Annotated in this window: 19 protein-coding genes, 2 pseudogenes and 1 riboswitch; of the genes and pseudogenes, 13 read left to right on the forward strand and 8 right to left on the reverse strand. The window is 34.7% G+C overall.

Features of this window, described 5'->3' with window-relative positions; all coding sequences use genetic code 11:
- Both mtnA and AC3WVZ_RS28935 read left to right on the forward strand, forming a co-directional pair.
- Positions 1-1,047: an S-methyl-5-thioribose-1-phosphate isomerase gene (mtnA, locus tag AC3WVZ_RS28930; RefSeq protein WP_002025237.1), complete on the forward strand. Its 1,047-nt coding sequence runs from the start codon at positions 1-3 to the stop codon at positions 1,045-1,047.
- Between the two features lie 53 nt (positions 1,048-1,100).
- The gene (locus AC3WVZ_RS28935; RefSeq protein ID WP_000926557.1) at positions 1,101-1,742 is read left to right on the forward strand and encodes an L-fuculose-phosphate aldolase; all 642 of its coding nucleotides are present in this window, start codon (positions 1,101-1,103) and stop codon (positions 1,740-1,742) included.
- A gap of 41 nt (positions 1,743-1,783) precedes the next feature.
- Here the strand turns inward: AC3WVZ_RS28935 and AC3WVZ_RS28940 are convergent, their stop codons facing one another.
- The 3 genes from AC3WVZ_RS28940 to AC3WVZ_RS28950 are packed head-to-tail and all read right to left on the reverse strand — an operon-like array spanning position 1,784 to position 4,797.
- Positions 1,784-2,791 (reverse strand): FecCD family ABC transporter permease, encoded by a 1,008-nt coding sequence (locus AC3WVZ_RS28940; RefSeq protein ID WP_000983751.1) that lies wholly within the window; start codon positions 2,789-2,791, stop codon positions 1,784-1,786.
- Positions 2,788-3,828 (reverse strand): FecCD family ABC transporter permease, encoded by a 1,041-nt coding sequence (locus AC3WVZ_RS28945; protein WP_002025239.1) that lies wholly within the window; start codon positions 3,826-3,828, stop codon positions 2,788-2,790. Before AC3WVZ_RS28945 ends, AC3WVZ_RS28940 begins: the two co-directional genes overlap by 4 nt.
- 48 nt (positions 3,829-3,876) lie before the next feature.
- Positions 3,877-4,797 carry an iron-hydroxamate ABC transporter substrate-binding protein gene (locus AC3WVZ_RS28950; RefSeq protein ID WP_000732597.1) on the reverse strand — a complete coding sequence of 307 codons (921 nt, stop codon included), beginning with the start codon at positions 4,795-4,797 and terminating at the stop codon, positions 3,877-3,879.
- Positions 4,798-5,130: 333 nt separating this feature from the next.
- On the opposite strand from AC3WVZ_RS28950, the gene AC3WVZ_RS28955 reads away from it, so the two are divergent.
- On the forward strand, positions 5,131-6,180 hold the full coding sequence (locus AC3WVZ_RS28955) for an NAD(P)/FAD-dependent oxidoreductase (protein WP_001078299.1): 1,050 nt from the start codon (positions 5,131-5,133) through the stop codon (positions 6,178-6,180).
- A gap of 195 nt (positions 6,181-6,375) precedes the next feature.
- Here the strand turns inward: AC3WVZ_RS28955 and AC3WVZ_RS28960 are convergent, their stop codons facing one another.
- Complete coding sequence (locus AC3WVZ_RS28960; protein ID WP_000235476.1) at positions 6,376-6,744, reverse strand: hypothetical protein; 369 nt, start codon at positions 6,742-6,744, stop codon at positions 6,376-6,378.
- 186 nt (positions 6,745-6,930) lie between these two features.
- On the opposite strand from AC3WVZ_RS28960, the gene AC3WVZ_RS28965 reads away from it, so the two are divergent.
- The 3 genes and pseudogenes from AC3WVZ_RS28965 to AC3WVZ_RS28975 all read left to right on the forward strand — a co-directional run.
- Complete coding sequence (locus tag AC3WVZ_RS28965) at positions 6,931-7,170, forward strand: helix-turn-helix domain-containing protein (RefSeq protein WP_002025240.1); 240 nt, start codon at positions 6,931-6,933, stop codon at positions 7,168-7,170.
- Between the two features lie 235 nt (positions 7,171-7,405).
- Positions 7,406-7,921, forward strand: coding sequence for a spore coat protein B (locus tag AC3WVZ_RS28970; RefSeq protein WP_000051525.1), 516 nt, complete (start codon positions 7,406-7,408; stop codon positions 7,919-7,921).
- Positions 7,922-7,941: 20 nt separating this feature from the next.
- A pseudogene (locus AC3WVZ_RS28975) lies at positions 7,942-8,118 on the forward strand (spore coat protein); the annotation flags it as partial.
- A 118-nt stretch (positions 8,119-8,236) separates the two neighbouring features.
- Here the strand turns inward: AC3WVZ_RS28975 and tnpC are convergent.
- Positions 8,237-9,640 carry an IS66 family transposase gene (gene tnpC, locus AC3WVZ_RS28980; protein ID WP_233935200.1) on the reverse strand — a complete coding sequence of 468 codons (1,404 nt, stop codon included), beginning with the start codon at positions 9,638-9,640 and terminating at the stop codon, positions 8,237-8,239.
- Between the two features lie 103 nt (positions 9,641-9,743).
- Between tnpC and AC3WVZ_RS28985 the strand changes: the two are divergent.
- The 5 genes and pseudogenes from AC3WVZ_RS28985 to AC3WVZ_RS29005 all read left to right on the forward strand — a co-directional run.
- Positions 9,744-10,022: pseudogene (locus AC3WVZ_RS28985) on the forward strand (spore coat protein); the annotation flags it as partial.
- 162 nt (positions 10,023-10,184) lie between these two features.
- Positions 10,185-10,853: an LSm family protein gene (locus AC3WVZ_RS28990; RefSeq protein WP_233935786.1), complete on the forward strand. Its 669-nt coding sequence runs from the start codon at positions 10,185-10,187 to the stop codon at positions 10,851-10,853.
- Positions 10,854-11,091: 238 nt separating this feature from the next.
- On the forward strand, positions 11,092-12,357 hold the full coding sequence (locus AC3WVZ_RS28995) for a hypothetical protein (protein ID WP_000434719.1): 1,266 nt from the start codon (positions 11,092-11,094) through the stop codon (positions 12,355-12,357).
- Between the two features lie 137 nt (positions 12,358-12,494).
- Positions 12,495-13,721, forward strand: coding sequence for an ATP-binding protein (locus AC3WVZ_RS29000; RefSeq protein WP_001046103.1), 1,227 nt, complete (start codon positions 12,495-12,497; stop codon positions 13,719-13,721).
- Between the two features lie 229 nt (positions 13,722-13,950).
- On the forward strand, positions 13,951-14,331 hold the full coding sequence (locus AC3WVZ_RS29005) for a hypothetical protein (protein WP_000424116.1): 381 nt from the start codon (positions 13,951-13,953) through the stop codon (positions 14,329-14,331).
- Positions 14,332-14,359: 28 nt separating this feature from the next.
- Here the strand turns inward: AC3WVZ_RS29005 and AC3WVZ_RS29010 are convergent, their stop codons facing one another.
- Positions 14,360-14,992, reverse strand: coding sequence for a cyclase family protein (locus AC3WVZ_RS29010; RefSeq protein ID WP_000862977.1), 633 nt, complete (start codon positions 14,990-14,992; stop codon positions 14,360-14,362).
- An 85-nt stretch (positions 14,993-15,077) separates the two neighbouring features.
- Positions 15,078-15,190, reverse strand: a riboswitch (SAM riboswitch).
- A gap of 149 nt (positions 15,191-15,339) precedes the next feature.
- Between AC3WVZ_RS29010 and AC3WVZ_RS29015 the strand changes: the two genes are divergently transcribed.
- Both AC3WVZ_RS29015 and AC3WVZ_RS29020 read left to right on the forward strand, forming a co-directional pair.
- The gene (locus tag AC3WVZ_RS29015; protein WP_000147462.1) at positions 15,340-16,449 is read left to right on the forward strand and encodes a PRK06851 family protein; all 1,110 of its coding nucleotides are present in this window, start codon (positions 15,340-15,342) and stop codon (positions 16,447-16,449) included.
- Positions 16,450-16,560: 111 nt separating this feature from the next.
- Positions 16,561-17,343, forward strand: a complete 783-nt coding sequence (locus AC3WVZ_RS29020) for a nucleotidyltransferase domain-containing protein (RefSeq protein WP_001208237.1) — start codon at positions 16,561-16,563, stop codon at positions 17,341-17,343.
- Between the two features lie 13 nt (positions 17,344-17,356).
- Here the strand turns inward: AC3WVZ_RS29020 and AC3WVZ_RS29025 are convergent, their stop codons facing one another.
- Both AC3WVZ_RS29025 and AC3WVZ_RS29030 read right to left on the reverse strand, forming a co-directional pair.
- Positions 17,357-18,658, reverse strand: a complete 1,302-nt coding sequence (locus AC3WVZ_RS29025) for an MFS transporter (RefSeq protein ID WP_065211605.1) — start codon at positions 18,656-18,658, stop codon at positions 17,357-17,359.
- Positions 18,659-18,801: 143 nt separating this feature from the next.
- Positions 18,802-20,328, reverse strand: coding sequence for an FAD-dependent oxidoreductase (locus AC3WVZ_RS29030; RefSeq protein ID WP_167316799.1), 1,527 nt, complete (start codon positions 20,326-20,328; stop codon positions 18,802-18,804).
- Between the last annotated feature and the right edge of the window lie 162 nt (positions 20,329-20,490).

A 20,490-nucleotide genomic window follows, 5' to 3' on the forward strand; every position in this document is an offset into this window, starting at 1 on the left:
ATGATGGAAGAGCAATTAATACCAATTCAGTGGAAAGATGATGCTTTAGTTTTGTTAGATCAAACGTTATTACCAAATGAAATTGTCTATGAATCTTTTAAAACAGCTGAAAGTGTGTGGGATGCGATTCAAGTAATGAAAGTACGAGGTGCACCCGCGATTGGTGTTTCAGCTGCTTATGGAGTGTATTTAGGGATAAAGGAATTTGCTGAAAGTACGGAAGAAGGATTTATGGATGAAGTAAGAAAGGTATGTACATACTTGGCGACATCAAGACCGACTGCCGTAAATTTATTTTGGGCACTTGAAAGAATGGAAAGTGTAGCGACAGATAATATTCATTTATCAATCTCACAGCTGAAAAATAGATTACTAGAAGAGGCAAAAGAGATTCATAGAGAAGATGAAGAAATTAACCGTCAAATTGGAGAACATGCATTAACATTATTCCATGATGGAATGGGAGTATTAACACATTGTAATGCTGGTGCGTTAGCGACAACTAAGTATGGTACCGCGACAGCTCCCATGTACTTAGCGAAAGAAAAAGGATGGGACTTAAAAATCTATTCTGATGAAACACGCCCTAGATTACAAGGTTCAACGTTAACAGCATTAGAACTGCAGCGAGCAGGCATTGACGTTACTGTTATTACAGATAATATGGCAGCTATGGTCATGTCACAAGGGAAGATTGATGCGGTAATTGTTGGATGTGATCGTGTGGCAGCAAATGGTGATGTAGCAAATAAAATTGGCACGTTAGGCGTATCTATTTTAGCTAAGTACTACAACATTCCGTTTTATGTAGCAGCGCCAACACCGACAATTGATTTAAAGACATCGACAGGAAAAGAAATTCCGATTGAAGAAAGAGATGCTTCTGAAGTGATTAATCGCTTCGGAAAATATTCAGCTCCGAAAGAAAGTAAAGTATATAATCCAGCATTTGATGTTACTCCACATGAAAATGTAACAGCGATTATTACAGAAAAAGGGATTGTAAAGGCACCGTTTACGGAGAATTTAAAAAAGCTATTTCAATAAGTAGATAAATGTAAAAGTCAGTCATCATAAGCTTCATACTTAGGGGGATGTATATGTTATTACAAAAAGAAAGAGAAGAAATTGTAGCGTATGGAAAGAAAATGATTTCTAGTGGTTTAACAAAGGGAACGGGCGGTAATATTAGTATCTTTAATCGTGAACAAGGTCTTGTTGCGATTAGCCCAAGTGGTTTAGAGTATTATGAAACAAAGCCTGAAGATGTAGTTATATTAAACCTAGATGGTGAAGTAGTAGAAGGAGAGAGAAAACCATCAAGTGAATTAGATATGCACCTTATTTACTATAGGAAGCGTGAAGATATAAATGCGCTTGTGCATACACACTCTCCTTACGCGAAGACGATTGCATCATTAGGATGGGAGCTTCCTGCTGTATCGTATTTAATTGCTTTCGCAGGACCGAATGTGCGCTGTGCACCGTATGAAACATTTGGTACGAAGCAATTAGCGGAGGCTGCTTTTGAAGGCATGATTGATCGCCGTGCTGTTTTACTTGCAAATCACGGTTTAATTGCTGGTGCAAATAATATAAAAATGGCGTTTACTGTTGCAGAAGAGATTGAGTTTTGTGCTCAAATTTATTATCAAACGAAAAGCATTGGGGAACCAAAGCTATTGCCAGAAGATGAGATGGAGAATTTGGCGAAGAAGTTTGAAGGGTATGGGCAGCAGTAGAATGAAACAAAAACACCCTCAAGAAATCTTGAGGGTGTTTTTTAAGCTTTTTTAAGCAACAAATACATAAAGTAAGGAGCCCCAATTAAAGCAACGACAATACCTGCTGGAATGCCATTAGGATCAACGATATTTCGTCCGATTGTATCTGCTAATAATAATAGCCATCCGCCGATTAAAAGGGCGATAGGCATGAAGATTTGATGTCTTGGACCTACTAAAGATTTCGCGATATGAGGAGCCATTAATCCGATAAAGCTAATTCCTCCTGTTACGGAAACAGCTGCGGCTGCAAGTGCAACGGCTGCAACTAATAAGTACCTGCGTTCTTTTTCAATTTCAATTCCAACGCCAATTGCGACTGGTTCGTTTAATGCTAAAATGTTTAATCGATTTGCTTTATAGAAAACAAACGGAATGAATACGATTAACCATGGGAGCATTGCTAAAACGAAAATCCAGTCATCTCCCCAAATATTTCCGGCAATCCATTTTGAGATAAAGTCCACTTTCATACGATCAGCGGATGAAATAAGGACAATCATCGCTCCAGATAGTGCAAATGCAAAACCGATACCAGTTAATGTTAATCGTATTGGTTGAAGTCCAGTTGATTTACTATATGAAAACACGTAAATTAGAACAGCTGTCAGAAATGCCCCAATAAATCCAACGACAGGTAGTAAGTAAAGAAATGAACCTACGTCTATTGGAAAGTATAAAAAGAAAATAGCAACAGCAACACCAGCCCCAGAGTTAATACCAAGAATACCAGGTTCAGCTAAATCATTTCGGGTAATTCCTTGCAGAATAGCCCCTGATAAAGCGAGAGCCATACCAGCTAATAATGTAATGACAATTCTAGGTAGTCTTAAAGAGTATAAAACAAACTCCTCTTTAAAAGTCCCTTGCCCCATTAATGTTGGGAGTAGTCGATCATAAGATAAAGATGCTGAACCAAGTCCCATTCCAACTACAATGGTTGTGATGATTACTATAAGTAAAGCGAGTATAATGAGACGCTGTTTTCTTAAAATAGATTGCATCATGAGAATGTTTTTCCTCCTTTACGTACAATGAATAGGAAGAATGGTAACCCTACAATCGCGACAATTGCCGCAACTGGTGTTTCGTATGGAGCGTTAATAGTACGTCCGATTGTATCTGCAAGTAGCATAAAGGATGCTCCAGCAATTGCTGACATCGGTATAACAAATCGGTAATCTGGACCGACAATTGGGCGTACCATGTGAGGTACCATTAAGCCGATGAATGCCATATTTCCAACAAGAGCTACAGATGCACCTGCAAGTAAGATAATAATGATAAATAAAATAGTTTTAATAACAATAATTTTTTGACCTAGTCCAATAGCCACTTCCTCACTGAAACTAAGAACTGTCAATTTTTTTGCTAGTAAGATAGCGATAAAGATACTAATTGAAATGACCGGAATAATAATTTTTAATTGGCTCCAAGTTGTTCCAATTACGCCCCCAGCAGTCCAAAGTGATACATCTTGTGAAATTTTAAAGTAAATGCCGATTCCTTCTGAAATTGCGAGTAGAAATGCTGAAACTGCAGCGCCCGCTAATACAATTCGAAGAGGAGAAAGGCCGCCTTTTTTCACCATACCAATTCCAAATACCATAATTGCGCCAATTGCAGCACCGATAAAGCAAGCTAATGTTAAGTAAAGATAGCTGATGGAAGGGTTGAAAGCAAGTGTCAGTGCAAGCGCAGCATTTGCTCCACCAGATAGCCCTAATAATCCAGGATCCGCAAGTGGATTTCGTGTTAATCCTTGCATAATTGCCCCAGAAACGGCTAATCCAGCTCCTACAAAAATAGCAGCAACTTCACGTGGTAAACGTATTTCTCGAATAATAGATATTTTGTCTCCTTTAGCGGAGGAAGTGAGTGCTAACCATACATCTTTTATTGAAGTATCTGCAGCACCTAATACCATTGCAACCATAAAAATAAGAAAGAATGCAATTAAGCTTAAAATTAGTTTGTATGTAAAAGCTATAGAACGTGGATTGTCATGATCTTTTGTCATTCGTTTCACATCTTTTCTGTTCATAGAATAAAGGAAGAGGAATTCTTAAATTAAGAATTCCTCATGTTTGTATTATTTACCAAGAAAGCTCTTCTTGAAGAAGTCTAGTTGGAAATCTAATGTAAGTGGATCATTGAAATAGAATTCCATCATGTTTGCTTCATATACGCGATTATTTTTTACTGCTGGGATGTTTTTATATGATTCTGTCTCTTGGAATGAGTTATCAGTATCTTTGTTTTTACTTACGATTAAGTAATCACCAGCAAATTCAGGTAATACCTCAGTAGATAATGCGTAGTAACCTTCTTTTAATGCTTTCTCTTTTACTTTTTCAGGCATTTTTAATTTCATTTCTTGGTACAGGATTTCTGTTCCACGGCCCCAGTTCTCGCCGTATACATAAAGCTGTTTGTTGAAGTTTTCTACAACAGAAACTGTTGCATCTTCACCGATTTTTGCTTTAATTTCTTTACCAGCTTCTTGTGCACGTTTCTTGAAGTCATCAACCCAAGTTTTTGCTTCTTTTTCTTTATTTAATAACTTACCGATTTCTAAATGCTGTGTTAAGTAATCAACTTTTCCGTAAGTGTATGTTACAGTAGGCGCGATTTTCTTTAACTTATCGACATTTTTAACATTTGATAAACCGATGATTAAATCTGGATTTAGTTCAGCGATTTTTTCAACATTTTCATCAGATACTTCAGCAACATCTTTAAGTTTGCTATCAAAACGTGGGTTTTGTTTAGACCATGAATCTACCCCAACAAGATTTACACCTAATGACATTACGTTACCAGCGAATGATGATAATACAACAACGCGTTTTGGATTTGCAGGAACTTCTACTTTTTTACCATCTTCAGATTGGTATGTAATTGTTTCTGATTTGCTACCTTTTGCATCGTTCTTTTTGTCTGTAGAGCTATTGCTACAAGCGCTCATAACAAGAACGAAAAGGACTGTTAGTGAAATAAATAACTTTTTCATCGTCTTTCTCCTTTAACATAGATGATATGTGTATACAATAATTTGTTTAACTGCAATCTTTTTGAAATAGTAGTGGTAATGCAAAATAATTTATTAAAAATCTTGAATATGAGATTTTATAATATAGTAATAACCATATTAACGAAAGAAGATGTAATCTCAAATTTGCTAATTATTAACAAAATGATAATGATTATCACTATTGATTCTTTAAATAATATAATTTTATATAGGTGTATTGTCAATAGTAATTTTGATTGTAAATTTTGCGGAAACAGGTTATATTTTATTGAGAATGATAATCAACGATTAATAGCTGAGGAGTGAGCACGAATGAATCGAGAAGAATTGTTTGATGTAACCGTGATAGGCGGAGGACCTGCAGGGCTTTATTCAGCTTTTTATAGTGGACTCAGAGAAATGAGAACGAAAATAATAGAATTTCAACCACATTTAGGTGGAAAAATACATGTGTATCCGGAAAAAATGATTTGGGATGTAGGAGGACTATTGCCAGTTACAGGTGATAAGTTAATTGAACAACTTGTACAGCAAGGGTTAACATTTAAGCCGGAAGTTGTATTAGATACAAAAGTAGAATCGATTATTCGTAATCAAGATGGTACTTTTACATTAAAAACAAGTACTGGCGAAGAACACTTTTCAAAAACAGTTATCGTCGCAACAGGAAGTGGTATATTGAAACCGCAAAAGTTATCTATTGAAGGTGCTGAGCGATTTGAAGTATCGAATTTAAATTATACAGTTAAATCTTTAAAGCGTTTCAAAGGTAAAACAGTTATTATTTCCGGTGGAGGCAATTCTGCTGTTGATTGGGCAAATGAATTGGAACCAATTGCGAAAAAAGTGTATGTAACCTATAGAAAAGAAGAATTATCTGGTCATGAAGCACAAGTAAAACAACTTATGAACAGCTCAGCGGAGTGTTTCTTTAATACATCGATTACAAAATTAATTGCCGGTGATAATCATGAAGCGATCGAATATGTAGAATTAACAAATCATGAAACAGGTGAGGTTTCTCATTTACCTATTGATGAAGTTATTATTAATCATGGATATGAACGCGACATTACATTATTAGAAAATAGTGAGTTAGACGTTGCAATTATAGATAATTATTATATTGCAGGTAATGCAAATAGTGAGTCTTCAGTAGATGGATTATATGCTGCTGGAGATATTTTAAAGCACGAAGGGAAACTACACTTAATTGCAGGTGCATTCCAAGATGCTGGAAATGCTGTGAATAAAGCAAAACAATTTATCCAACCAGATGCAAGTGAGTACGGAATGGTTTCTTCTCATAATGAAGTATTTAAGAAGAGAAATCGCGAACTGATTAAGCAGATGATGAAATAATAAGGAACAAGTATACCCCCACGTATTTCTCTATTCAAGTGAATGAGAGATGTACGTGGGGGTTTTCCTGTTTACTATATTTTCTATCATTATAATGACACCGGTTTCATCAGTTCATATGATATGAACATTTTATTGGTAAAGCATCCTAGAAAACAATTTAGCTATGTTTTGCTTACACAGAACATGGCTAAATTACGCTGTCCCTTTAGCGCGTTTATTAGGAAATGGCATATTTAGTATAGAAGCAATATACTGTTTTCCGTGTTTTCGAGCCAATGATTCTAATATTTGACGGACGCGTTTTGTAAGATGACCTTGTTTTTGGATGGCTTCACAATATGCGTCATAGAAGGCATATTTAGCCCAAAGGAAATCATCTTGTTGGAATAAGAAATGATTTTTGTACCATTCACCAATTGTATGATAACAATTGTTTTCATGTATTGCTGTGCTTTGAGAAAGAAAACGATCAGATAAAGATACATTCAAATGAGAAATTGTGTTTTCTGTTTCAACTTGCAGTGTTTTTTCTAACATTGTAATGATGTGACGAGTAGCCATATGTTAACTCTCCTTTGTGTAAATGGGTAATACCATTCTATATTTAAAAAATTCTTACTATATAATACTATACAATATATGGAATGCATCTACCTGCTTTTTGAACTGCATTTACAAAATCTTTTTTATTTGTTTACAAAAATAAAGTAAAGTAAGATACAGTATAGATGAAAAAATAATAAAGGAATGAACGCATTGTATATAACAATAGAAGAGACTGCGGAGTATTTGAATTTACCAAAATCGTATATTGAAGAGTTAATTCAGCAAAAGAAAATTCGTGCGCTATTCGATGGAGAGCAATATTTAGTAAATAAAGAACAATTCAATACGCATTTAGAACAAATGGAGAAATATAAGCAATTAGTGGAAGAAATATTGAACGAACCAATTCCAGAAGATATGGATGTTAAAGACGAAGATTAAACTATGGGAAATCCCTTATGAAGATATGCAGAAATGTATCTTCATAAGGGATTTTTTGTTTGAAGATATCAAAAACATAAGGAGTTCTTAGCCTTTCTTCAAATTTTGATAGGTAGTAGTCTACCATGTTAAAAGCATATTTTTTTCTAGCTAGGACAAACATAGAGAACGTAACCTGTACAGATACATATACTATCAGTGCAAAAGCTTATAAATTAATGGAAGGGGTTTTCTCGTGAGTTTATTTCATTGTGATTTTTTGAAAGACTTAATTGGATCTTTTGTGAGAGTAAACAGGGGTGGTCCAGAATCTCAAAAAGGAACAATAATATCAGTATGTCAGGACTACTTCGTATTGAAGAATGAAAAAGGTGAGCTTTATTACTATCAACTTAAACATCTAAAAAGTATTACAAAAAATGCGAAAGAATGTGGATCAAGTGATTGTGAGTGGGAAGATTGCGCCTGTGCAGAAGATTTTGAAGCACTACTTGAAAGTTTCAAATATTGCTGGGTGAAAATTAATCGCGGCGGTCCAGAGAAAGTGGAAGGCATTTTGCAAGATGTTTCTTGTGACTTCGTAACATTAATCGTAAAAGAAGAAATTATATTAATTGCAATAAAGCATATTAAAAGTGTTAACTATAATGCTTTAGCATGCGGAGAGAGCGATGAGAGCGACGATAGTAAGGAAAGTAGTGATAATTCAGGTCGTGCTCGTGCACAAAGACAATCAAGTAGAGGAAGATAATAAGAAAGGGGGATACGAAATTGGAGAATGTATTATGCTGTGACCAAATTAAATGTTTAGTTGGTGAGACTGTAAAAGTAAACCTTCGTGGACCAGAAAGTCGAGTTGGTGAGCTCGTATCGTTAGGAAAAGATTATCTAACGTTACAGTTACCTCATGGTGAATTAGTATATTATCAGTTGAAACATGTGAAGAGTCGTAACTACTCAGCTTCTTCAAATAAAAAAACAGGCCAAATACATGTTTCCGATTCGAAAACATGAAAAGAAAATACTCCAATCAGAGAAAGAATCTATGCCAAATAGAGAAATTCTCTTATGAAGTCGTGTTATTCCAAGGAACCGTTCTAGTTTCTATGACTTGGTTTATCGCTTGTAAGACCGATTGTTTTTGTTTTTTCATGGTACTCATAAAGCTTCGTATCTGACAAAAAGATTCTGCGCCTTTCTTACTTCGGAAAGTCCCAGACACTTTCTGTTTTACTTTCGTCATCCGAATATCCCGTTCTGCTTGATTGTTATCAAATGGAATGGCTGGATGTTCTAAAAACCCTAGAATTCTGTCAGAATACTTGACGAAGCGATTCCATAAATTTTGAGAAGGCGTCTGCTTTCCTTTCTTCTTTTGTTTCGTGGAAAGAATCTGTTGTTCTTTCAATATGGATTGATACATAATAAACAGATTCTTTTGCGTCGCTTTTGGCATGGTACCTTCGGATTGCTTTTTCATCGTCAACGCTTGCGTTAGAAATTTCTGCATCTGTTGTGCCCATTGTTCTCCAGTACTATCTATAATTCCTTGTAAATCTCGTAAGAGATGGGCATTACATAAAACGTGACGACAATCTGTATACGCATCATACGATTTCCAACCATCATGCATCGCAATTCCAGAAAAAGATGGCAAGATTTCTCCAGCATCCATTGCTTCTTTTCCACGTTTTTGATGAATATGTTGCAATGTCACCTCCGGTGTACTGGCAGTATGTAACCATTGTGTTTTGTTTTCTACACGCATACCAGTTTCATCAAAATGGACAACAGGAGACTGCAGAATCTTTTCCTTTACTTCTTTTATGAATGGCTGCAATTGAGAAGCGAAAGCCTGTGTATGATTTACCAGGGTTCCTTCGCTTATAGAATGTCCAAAACAATCCTGAAAGAATTCTTTTGTTCGCTTCAAAGAAATGCATTGATAATGCGTTAAATAGGGAATCAGTCTTTTTATATTTGGACCATATTGAACAGGACGAGATACTGTCGAAGGAAATTGGGCTTCTTGGATAGAATGGCAATGTGGGCATTCTTTCTGTTCTACTTTATGTTCTGTCACTTCGATCTGAATAGGTGGTAAGTCATACACTTGGCGAATGCGATACCCTTTTACAGGCTCGTGGTTCAAGGAAGTATGACAACAAGTACAATATGTAGGAGAATGTGTAATCGTATGATCTGGAGTCGCTGTCAAACCAAGAGTATGTCCCTTGTGGCCCAACTGGCCACCCGTTTGACGATGAGACGGTTTGCGCAAACTTTTTGTAACGGGCTTACCCAAACCATCTGTAGAAGGTGGCTTATGACTATTTTTGGAGTTTTTTTTTGAAGCATTTTCTAGTTCTTGTATACGTTTTTCTAACTTAGAAAATGTTTCTTCAAATAAAGAAATAACAGCTTCAGGTCCTTTTTTATATGTATCTAAAATAATTTTTCGATCGACCATAAGATTCACCTCCCCTGTTTGATATACTCAGTATTTACAAATGGGAGGCATATGAAACTAGTAAAATTTAAAAAAGACACCGAAAGGTGGCTGAGTAGTTACGAAGAGTCTAGTGAAGAAAGTGAAAGAAAGTAAATGTGGCGATTGCTATAGTTCATGTTTCTGCTCTGATGAGGATACTTTTTTAGATATATTAAAAGACTTGAAGTATAAGTGGGTAAAAATTAATCGTGGCGGTCCAGAGTGTGTGGAAGGTTTATTAAGTGAGGTACACCATGGCTGTATTACACTAGTAAACGGTGATGAAGTTATTTATGTAATTAAGTCTCATATTAAGAGTGTGAGTCAAGTAGTTAAATGTAAAAAGAATGAAGATGAATAATGTTTAATAAATAAGAGGGGCATTATGAGGGAAAGAGAAGAACAATTTCTTATTTCGATAGTATGAAAAGGAATTACTTACTATTAAAACAGAACTTTGCCCTGATTATTTTTTTAGAAATGGAAGACAGATAAGAAGAAATTCGTAGGAAGGAGGATATAGATGAATGAGTTAAACAAAAGTATTGGAGAAAATATATATGTTAAATTAATCGGTGAAAAAAGATTTAAAGGTGTATTAATTGATGTAGGAAATGATATCGTTGTTCTTTACAATGGACAAGACTACGTATATATATCTTTATATCATGTACAATATTATAAGTTTTTAAGATCAAATGATGAAGAAATCTCAAAACCAGATGTGGATTCTGTAATTAAGAGAGAGTCTCCTTCAATTTCTTTGAGGAAAGTATTAAGTACATCTAAAGGGATTTTTACGGAAATTTATGTAGCCGGAAATGCTCCAATACATGGTTATATTACAAGTGTGATGAACGATTATATTGTTTTTTATAGTCCAGTTTATAAAACTGTATATATATCTTTAAAACACTTGAAATGGTTAATTCCGTATAAAGAAAATCAAGTGCCTTATGCCCTCAATAAAAATGAACTCCCCGTGAATCCGTTAAATATTACGTTAGCTCGAACGTTTGAAGAACAGCTTATTAAAATGGCTGGGAAAATTATGGTGTTTGATTTAGGTGAGGAGTCCAATAAAATTGGAAAAATGGCGAAAATTGATGAAGGTCATATTGAAATATCAAAAGCACGTGATGCGAAAATGTATGTAAATATTCAACATGTAAAATCTGTCCATTGTCCGTAAGCTAGTTGAAAGGGCTGGCTTTTTCTTTTATATGCAGAAGAAAAGGTCGAGCCTATTTGTTTTAGTTTAATTTGGAGATGAGGGGAGAATGAATTGAATATAAGAATAGTATAGTGTGATTTTTTAAAAGGTAACTTTGCACTAACTTATAAACATTGTGTACGAGCTATCTTATTATATATTCAATTTATTTTTTGAGGAGGAGCTGCTCAACTAATTTATTAAAGGGGTTTTGTTTGTGGAGCAGTTTCCGAATTCGTTATCAATTACATTGCTTGGTAGTGCTGGTGGAGCAGCAAAAGCAGTTTTAGCAATTTTAAATCAAGCGATAGCAAATGAAAAAGATCCAATTTATGAAGTATTAAAGAATGCCAAATTTCATTTGGTGGATATAAAACAAAAAGATAGGACTTATTATGATGAGTTGTTTTCGAATCTGAAAGGTCAATTATATTTATATGAAATAAACCTTCAAAATGTAGTGGAATTTAAACAACATTTAAAAGAAAAAAGAACGAGTGTTGTGATTGATGTTTCAGGGGCAGATACAATTAGAGTATTAAGCTGCTGTAATGAACTAGGAATTTGTTATATTAACTCAGCCTTGGAAAATGAGGCAGTAGATCAGGACGATAGCTTAATTGGCTTTCAGCTTACGGAAAGATATACAAGGTTTGAGAAGGAGAAAGAGAAATTTACAAATACAAAAGCGATTATAGGTTCAGGTATGAATCCAGGTGTTGTTCAATGGATGGTTGTTGAGCTTATGAAGGAACGACCAAATGAAAGGCCAAGAGCATGTTATATTGTAGAACATGACACGTCATTTTTGAATGATACAGCACTTATAAAGCCACATACACTTTATGCTTCATGGGCAGTAGAGCGATTTTTAGATGAAGCAATCTGGAGTTATCCGATGTATATGAGCCATCATCGTCCTCTTTACTTTTATGAAGATGTATATGCTTCAGAGTATAAAGTGAAGTTAGGAGAAAAAGAATTCTATGGTTGTTTAATGCCACATGAGGAAGTATTAATTTTAGGGAAAAACTTTAATATGGAAGTTGGTTTTCTTTACCGAATTAATGAGTATACAACAAATATAATTAGACAGAACTTAGATCAAGTAGAAGATTTATGGAACTGGAATCGTAAAGTGTTTAATCCAGCGGAAGAAGAGGTTGCTGGAGAGGACTTGGTCGGTGTGTTACTCGTTTATGAAAATAGTGAGACATATATGTATAATGTGATGAATAGTAGCCAAGTTTTTCGTAAATATAAAACGAATGCAACGTATTTTCAGGTAGGGTGCGGGATTTATGCGGGCTTGTCCAGTTTACTTTTAGATCAATTTGAACAAGGTGCTTATTACGTTGAGGAGTTGTTATTAAATACAGAAAGTAAGTACGGTGAGTATTTAAATTTATATATGAAGGATTTTGTAATAGGGCATAATAATTTTACGGATGGATTGTTACATGACAGGGTAAGATGGATGTAAGTTGTTACCAAAAGGAAGGAGAGATCTCCTTCCTTTCAGTATTATAAGGTTAAATATTGCCCTGAAAGCAATTTCATACTTATACTTTAAGGAGATAACAATGAAAGTTTTTTGTATCGATCAAGGGGAGTTTTTATATGAATAAATACAAGAGCTTGATTTATGAAGAAAGAAGAGCCTTAAAGGTATTTATATTATTATTTTATATTATATTCTTTTTATATGACGCTATATATTATTTTGTATATCCTGCTATGAATATTAGTGGAACAGCGGTAGGTTGGCCAGAAGGTAGTCTTGGGATAGGTGTGCCTATATTTGTAATAGCATTATTTCCTATTTCTATATATCTTCAAAAAAGAGGGTATGTATATTCTGTAAAATATTTATTTTTATTTGGGTACATGTTTATCAATCTTGTGAATAATTTAATGATTTATTTGCGAACGGATAGACCTTTTGAACATGGCAGTATGGTAGAAATGTTATTAATTTTATTTGCCCCAGTTTTCGTGAATAGAAAATACTTTTATTTAGTGTCCTTTAGTGTAATTGGAAAGTACGTATTTTTCACATTGCTATTACAAGATTTAAAAGTGATAATTCCACTTGTTTTATGTGTATTTTATTTCATTATTTCACATTCTTTATTAAAACGATTTCAATCTTATGTAAGAACAGTGGTTGAAATGATGAACAATATGAAAGAGACGGAAAATTTAGCTGTGATTGGGACTATGTCTACAACAATTGCTCATGAAATTCGAAATCCGTTAACAGCGTTAAAAGGGTTTACGCAAATGCAAAAAGAAAGAAATCCAACTGATACGATGAGCTACGACATTATGCTACAAGAAATTGAAAGAGTCAATGGATTTGTTAGTGAATTGATGTTGTTAGGAAAACCAAAGCCAACAAATTATGAAAGGTGTAATATACGAGACATCCTTCTATATGTTGTGCATCTAATGGAAAGTTATGCAACGCAATATAGAGTTAAATGTCATTTACAAGTAGATGGGAATTTACCGGCTATAAACGGTGATGATAAGCAATTAAAACAAGTGTTATTAAATATCATTAAAAATGGAATAGAATCAATGCCAGAGGGTGGAGAAATTCATATCCGTGCATATCAAAAAACGCAAGGACATTTGTGTATTTCTGTTGAAGACCAAGGATTTGGTATAGAGAATGAGAAGTTAGAAAAAATTGGCAAGGCGTTTTACACAACAAAGGAGACTGGTACAGGACTTGGATTAATGATTACATATAAAATTATTAAGGAACATCAAGGGAGTATCACGATCCAAAGTAGTGTAGGAGTAGGAACGAAAGTAGAAATTTTTTTGCCGACCTTTTAATGTATTGGGAGAAAAGATTTTTCAGAAAAGTGTTCTTGTTGTGTAAATATAAACATTTTATAAAATGTTTCAAGAAGGGTTTTTTTTATAAAATACTTCGTTTATAATGGAGGAAAATATCGACATGAGATTGATTGCTCATGTAGCGGTTCAGTAGTGTTATGAAAAGATAAGAAGGGGTGCACACGCATCCTTTTTTCTATGCAGATATTATGAAAGAGGTGGTATGATGGAATTAACATTAAATTCGACTGTATGTTTACACACGATTCAATTTCGAAAAGAGCAAAAGAATTATATTGTAAAAGATACAATTACAGGAGAAAAATATGAAATGCCGCCACTTTGGATTGATGCATTGGCAATGATGCGTGACGGTTTTTTATTGGGGGAAATTGAGGAGAAATTAAAAGAAGAGTATCCATCCGAAGAAGTGAATATGTTAGCATTCACGAGGCAACTGTTAGAACTAGAACTTGTTGAAATGGTTGATGGAGAAGAGATAGCTTGCACAAAGAAGAAAGAGATAGATTGTTTAGCTTGGGTGCGTCCCCGTGTGGAACAATTCTTTCTTAATTTAAATAGAAAATATAGAAGCAAAGACCAATAGTGGCCTTTGCTTTTTTTATAGGCTATGTTTAAAAAATAACAGCAAATGCTCTTGCGAAAGCACCGTCACTATTTTTAATTTTTAAAGGTGCTGCTGAGAAAAAGAAACGTTTTGCTTCGATAGCATCTAGGTTTGTTAAATTTTCAATTAAGTAAATATTATTCCCTAGTAATATGTGATGAATCGGTGATGTTTCTGTTGTGACTTCATCAGGAGAAATGAAATCTAAACCGATAGATTTTACTTTTAATCGCACTAGTTCTTTAGCTAATTCTTCAGAAAGATAAAATGCTTCCTTTTCATAAGCTTCTGTATTCCATTTGGTGGATAGATTAGAATGAAAAATAACAATATCACCTTCTTTTATGTCAGTATTATGCAATACTGCCTTAGGTAATTTTCGCTCTTGAATATGTGTTACATCTATAAGAACAGCTTCGCCTACAAATTGATCTAGCGGTAATTGATCGATGGTCGTTGCGCCTGAAATGAAATGCGCAGGGGCATCACAATGCGTGCCAACATGAACGACAGAATGAAAATCTGTAACTTGATATCCTGATTCTTCAACACTTGTAACAGCTTCTAGTTGTATTTTAGGTGTTCCAGGAAATTGAGACATATTATTTTCAAATGTTTGTGATAAATCAATTACTTTCATTTTACATACCTCCAATATATGTTTTTCAAATAATAAAAAGCTCATCCTTCAGTATCAAGAAAGATGAGCTTTACATGCTAGTTGAGTTTTATCTTCCAAAATGCATTGCATTTTGCAGGAATTAGCACCTATTCAGTTTATATAAACTGAGGTTGCTGGGCTTCAAAGGGCCGGTCCCTCTGCCTCTCTTGATAAAGAAGTATTCAGTTTTTAAAATCGGAATTTTCCGATAGTTAAATTGTAATTCATTTCCTTTTTGCGTGCAATACAAAATAGGTATTCACCCAAATAAAGCTGCTCGCATATTGTAGCTTATGTAAATAGAATGCTGCGAAGGAGTGAGTGCAGTGACAGGAAATGTATTAAATTATTATGCTGGTGGTAATACAGCTAGGGGATTTCACAATTTATACGAAGAGAATTTAAAAGGATTAGACAGATTATTTATCTTAAAGGGTGGCCCAGGAACGGGAAAATCTTCTTTAATAAAGGCAATAGGTCGTGAATGGATTGAAAAAGGATATGATATTGAATTTTTACATTGTTCTTCTGATAATAAATCGGTTGATGGTGTAATTATCCCAAAATTAAAAGTAGGAATTGTTGATGGGACATCGCCGCATGTTATTGAGCCAAAAATGCCAGGAGTTGTTGAAGAGTATATAAATTTAGGAATTGCTTGGGACTCAGATAAACTAAGAAAGCAGAAGTTAGAAATTGAAAGATTTGTTTCAGAAGCAAGCAAAGCTTTTCAGTCTGCTTACGCACGTTTTAAAGAGGCATTGGTTATACATGATGAGTGGGAGAAGATATATATTGATAATATAGATTTTAATAAAGCAAATGAACTAACCAATCAGCTAATCCAGAAATTATTTGCAGATAAAAGCGGGAGACAATCGCTTGTAAAACATCGTTTTTTAGGAGCTGCTACACCGAAAGGAGCAGTTGATTTTGTTCCTAATTTAACAGAAGGGTTACCACATCGTTATTTTATAAAAGGGCGCCCAGGCTCTGGAAAATCAACGATGCTCAAAAAGTTAGCTAAGGCAGCTGAAGAAAAAGGGTTTGAAGTTGAAGTATATCATTGCGGATTTGACCCGAATAGTCTTGATATGGTTATCGTAAGAGAATTAGGCTTTGCAATTTTTGATAGCACTGCACCACATGAATATTTTCCAAGTCGCGAGGGTGATGAAATTATTGATATGTATGCCCTTATTGTTACGCCAGGGACTGATGAGAAATATGCGAAGGAAATTCGTGATGTTTCCATTCAATATAAAGCAAAAATGAATGAGGCGATGTCTTTCTTAGCGAAAGCAAAATCGGTTCGTGATAAATTAGAACGAATTTATATTGCTGCTATGGATTTTTCAATAGTAGATGCATATAAAGAGGAGATTCAAAAAGAGTTTGAACGAATTGCTGCTACTGTAATTGAAAAGCAACAATAGACGTTTCATTAGGCTGTCAGTAATTTCTGACAGTTTTTTTAGTATGTAGTAAAATTAATAGTGTATTGTCGAATTTCCAAGGAAATAATCAAAAAATGGAGATGTTATGAAATGAGAGAGAAAATCGAGTTGGAGTTAGAAAGAATTGAAAAAGAGAATGATGTAAAAATTTTATTTGCGGTGGAATCAGGGAGTCGTGCTTGGGGGTTTCCATCGAAAGATAGCGATTATGATGTTAGGTTTGTTTATATACATCCGGTAGAATGGTATTTATCAATTCATGACAAACGAGATGTAATTGAATATCCAATTAGTGATGATTTAGATATAAGTGGTTGGGATATTAAAAAGGCGTTGCAACTATTCGCGAAGTCGAATCCTGCTTTACTTGAGTGGATTCGATCACCAATTTTTTATTCGAAAAACTCTAATTTTCCAGAACTACTTCAACAGATGAGTGAGAAGAATTTTGATCCAAAAGCAACGATATATCATTATTTACATATGGCGTCGAAAAATTATCGTGAATTTTTGCAAGGTGAGAATGTAAAGCTGAAAAAGTACTTTTATGTATTACGTCCCATTTTAGCTTGTAAGTGGCTAGAAGAGAAAACGACTTTACCTCCTGTAGAATTTGATCGATTAATTACAGAATTATCATTAGAACGTAGCGTGTTAGATGAAATTGAAAAGTTGTTAATAAAGAAAAAAGCAGGTACTGAATTAGATGTTGGATTGAAAATTAAGGTGCTAAATCAATTTTTAGAAGAACAAATTCATTACTATCAGCAATATGTAAAAGGAATTGAAAAGGGATCAGGAATCGATATTGAGAGTTTAAATACATTGTTTCGAGATATGTTGTTTGAAGCATATGAAAAAGAGCACAAGTAAGTTTGTGCTCTTTTTATTTTGTAGGAATGAAGAAAACAGATATAGCTGCGATAAGACCTGCAAAGGAGAATAAGTAAAAATTCCATGCTAAGTCATATTGCATTGTCATAATAATACCGACGAGAATTGGGCTAGCAATTGCACCAACTCGGCCAAGCCCCAGTCCCCAGCCTAAGGAGGTAGCTCGGATATGTGATGGGAAGTATTGTGTTACATATGCATTTAATATTTGAGTAATACCGACTGATCCAATACCAGCAAGGCCAATTAAAAGATAAATGATTGTAACAGATGGTTTGATTGTTAATAGTCCGATACATATGGCTGCCATAAGATAAGAGATGCTAATAACAATTTTTGCTCCTATACGATCAGCAATTGCTCCAGCGAATAATGCGCCGATAGCTGCGGTAATATTTAGCATAAGTAGAAATGACAGACTAGACCCAAGAGGATATCCTGCCTGGCGCATCATCTGTGGTAACCAAGTGTTTAAACCATATATTAAAAACATTCCCATTATATAAGTGATCCAAAAAAGTAGCGTTGCTTTTATGTATTCTTTTGAGAATAAAGTAAAAAATCCATTTTTCTTTCGTATAGTAGATGGAGCTTGATGAGTTTTATCTTTTACATGAAATTCAATTTGAAAACGATTAAGAATTTGGTTCACTTCTTCTTGGCGATTACGTGATAATAAAAATTGAATGGACTCGGGTAAATAGCGAATAATGAAAGGAATGAGGAGTAGTGGAATCATTCCGATACCAAACATAATTCTCCATCCGAAATCTTCTAACATAAGCATGGACAAAATAGCACCTAACACGATACCTAAAGGATAGCCAGTAAACATAAGAGCATAAATAAAAGATTGCCTTTTTTTTGGTGAATATTCAACAGTAAGTGCTGAAGCTGTTGGGATAACACCGCCTAATCCGATTCCTCCTATAAATCGAGATAATCCAAATAACTCAGGAGAAGGAGCGATAGCCGCTAAACCCATTGTGATAGAAAAAAGTGCTAAACAGCATATAAGCGTCCATTTACGGCCAATTAGATCTGTAATCGTTCCAACTAGAATAGCCCCAATAAACATCCCAAATAAAGCATAGCTTGCAATTGTACCAGCATGCGCTGGTGATAGCGCCCAGCTTTTGTCTTCTAGGAGCTTTGGTAGAACGGCACCGTAAATACCTAAATCATATCCATCAGCTAAAATGGCTAGCCAACAAATAAAAACAACAAGTTTTGTAATAGAGCTTGGAAAGATAGTTTCTGTAGATTCTAGATGAGGTGGAGCTGAAGGTTGCATAATATTCACCCCTTTTAATTTGTAGATGAATATATTATTTTATTTAATGTTAATATTTTCCTCATTGTGTCGAATTTTATCTGAAAAGGGTTTATAACAAATAAAGAAGTTCAACAGTAATTTTGTTGAACTTCTTTATTTGTTTACTCATTATCAACTCGTTTTAACGGTCGATCTGCTGGGCCTTCAAGAACGTCTCCCTCAATTGAAAAACGAGAACCATGGCAAGGGCAATCCCAAGTACAATCACCATTATTCCATTCAACTTCACAGCCGAGATGTGTACAAGTTGTATCGACGATATGTAATTTTCCTTCTTTGTCCTTATAAGCACCTGCTCGTTTACCGTTAACATGTACGACAGATCCTTCACCAACTTCGAGATCTTCTGGCTTACGTAATGCGGTTTCAATCTTTCCTGCAATTAAATGTTTCGCAACATCAATGTTTTGGGAGAGGAACGTTTTTATATCTGGATTTGCATGGAAGCGTGATGGTGCATACAGTTCTTTATAGGGACTGTGAACTTTTAGGATGGAGTCCTTCAGTAGGTGAGCGGCAGCAGTTCCAGTTGTCATTCCCCATTTGCGATATCCAGTTGCAACAAATATATTTGGATTTCTTTCGTTAATATGTCCGATATAAGGAAGCTTATCTAGAGTAATTAAATCTTGTGCTGACCATCTATAAGGAACTTCATCTATTCCAAAAGTGGCTTCAGCAAAAGAATAGAGTGCTTCATAATGAAGCATCGTATTTATTCCCTGACCTGTTTTATGACTCTCTCCGCCAATCAAAATTAATTTTTCTCCATTGTTTGTTATATAGCGTAAGGAGCGCTTTGGATCATCAATACTTAAATACATGCCACCTGGATACTCCGTTTTTGCTTTTATTGCAAGAGCATAAGAGCGTTCAGCATACATACGCGTAAAGAAAAAGCTATTCGCATCATAAAAAGGAAAGTGTGAACAAGAGACGACATATTCACAAGTGATACGATGGCCCTCCTTTGTAATGACTTGTGGAGAATCTCCTTTTTCCACATCGATAGCTGTCGTTTGTTCGTAAACTTTTCCGCCCATCTCCACAAACTTTTCTAAAAGTGTTTTCAAATAAAGAAGGGGATGGAACTGGGCTTGATTTTTCATGACAAGTGCAGATTGTACTGGAATTGGAATCGATAGAGATTGAACATAGTCACAAGGTATATTTAATTTTTGATAGGCTTCATATTCTTTCGATAAATTTCTTAATCCGTTATCGGTAGTTGTATATAAATATGAATCTTCATTTGAGAAATTACAGTCGATTTTATATGTTTGAACAGTTTCGTTTATGAATTGTAGAGCATGATTATTTGATTCATAGTAAAGCCCAGCCTTTTCCATGCCGAAGTGATTTATTAATTCATCATAAATAAGATCATGTTGTGCTGTTACTTTCGCTGTTGTATGCCCAGTCGTTCCATTTAAAATACGACCAGAATCAATTAAAACAACATCGATGCCTTCTTTTGCAAGTAAATAGGCAGTAGTAATACCTGTAATACCAGCACCGATAATAGCAACTTTCGTCTTTATATTTTCGGATAAACGAGGGAAAGTAGGAAACTGAGTAGATTCAATCCAATAAGATAGCGGCAGTTGTGGAAATGTATCACTTGTCATTGCGGAAACCTCCTGATTTTAGAACAATTTTCCTTTTAATATTTCCATATTATATGAAATTCATGTGTGTTGTTTTAGAAGTAGTCTATTTTTATTAAAAGAGGTTATAAATTATTTTAATATAATTAATTAGGTGGGGCATTATGATGTAGTAGGATTTAT

The organism is Bacillus sp. CPT56D-587-MTF (genome assembly GCF_058792335.1).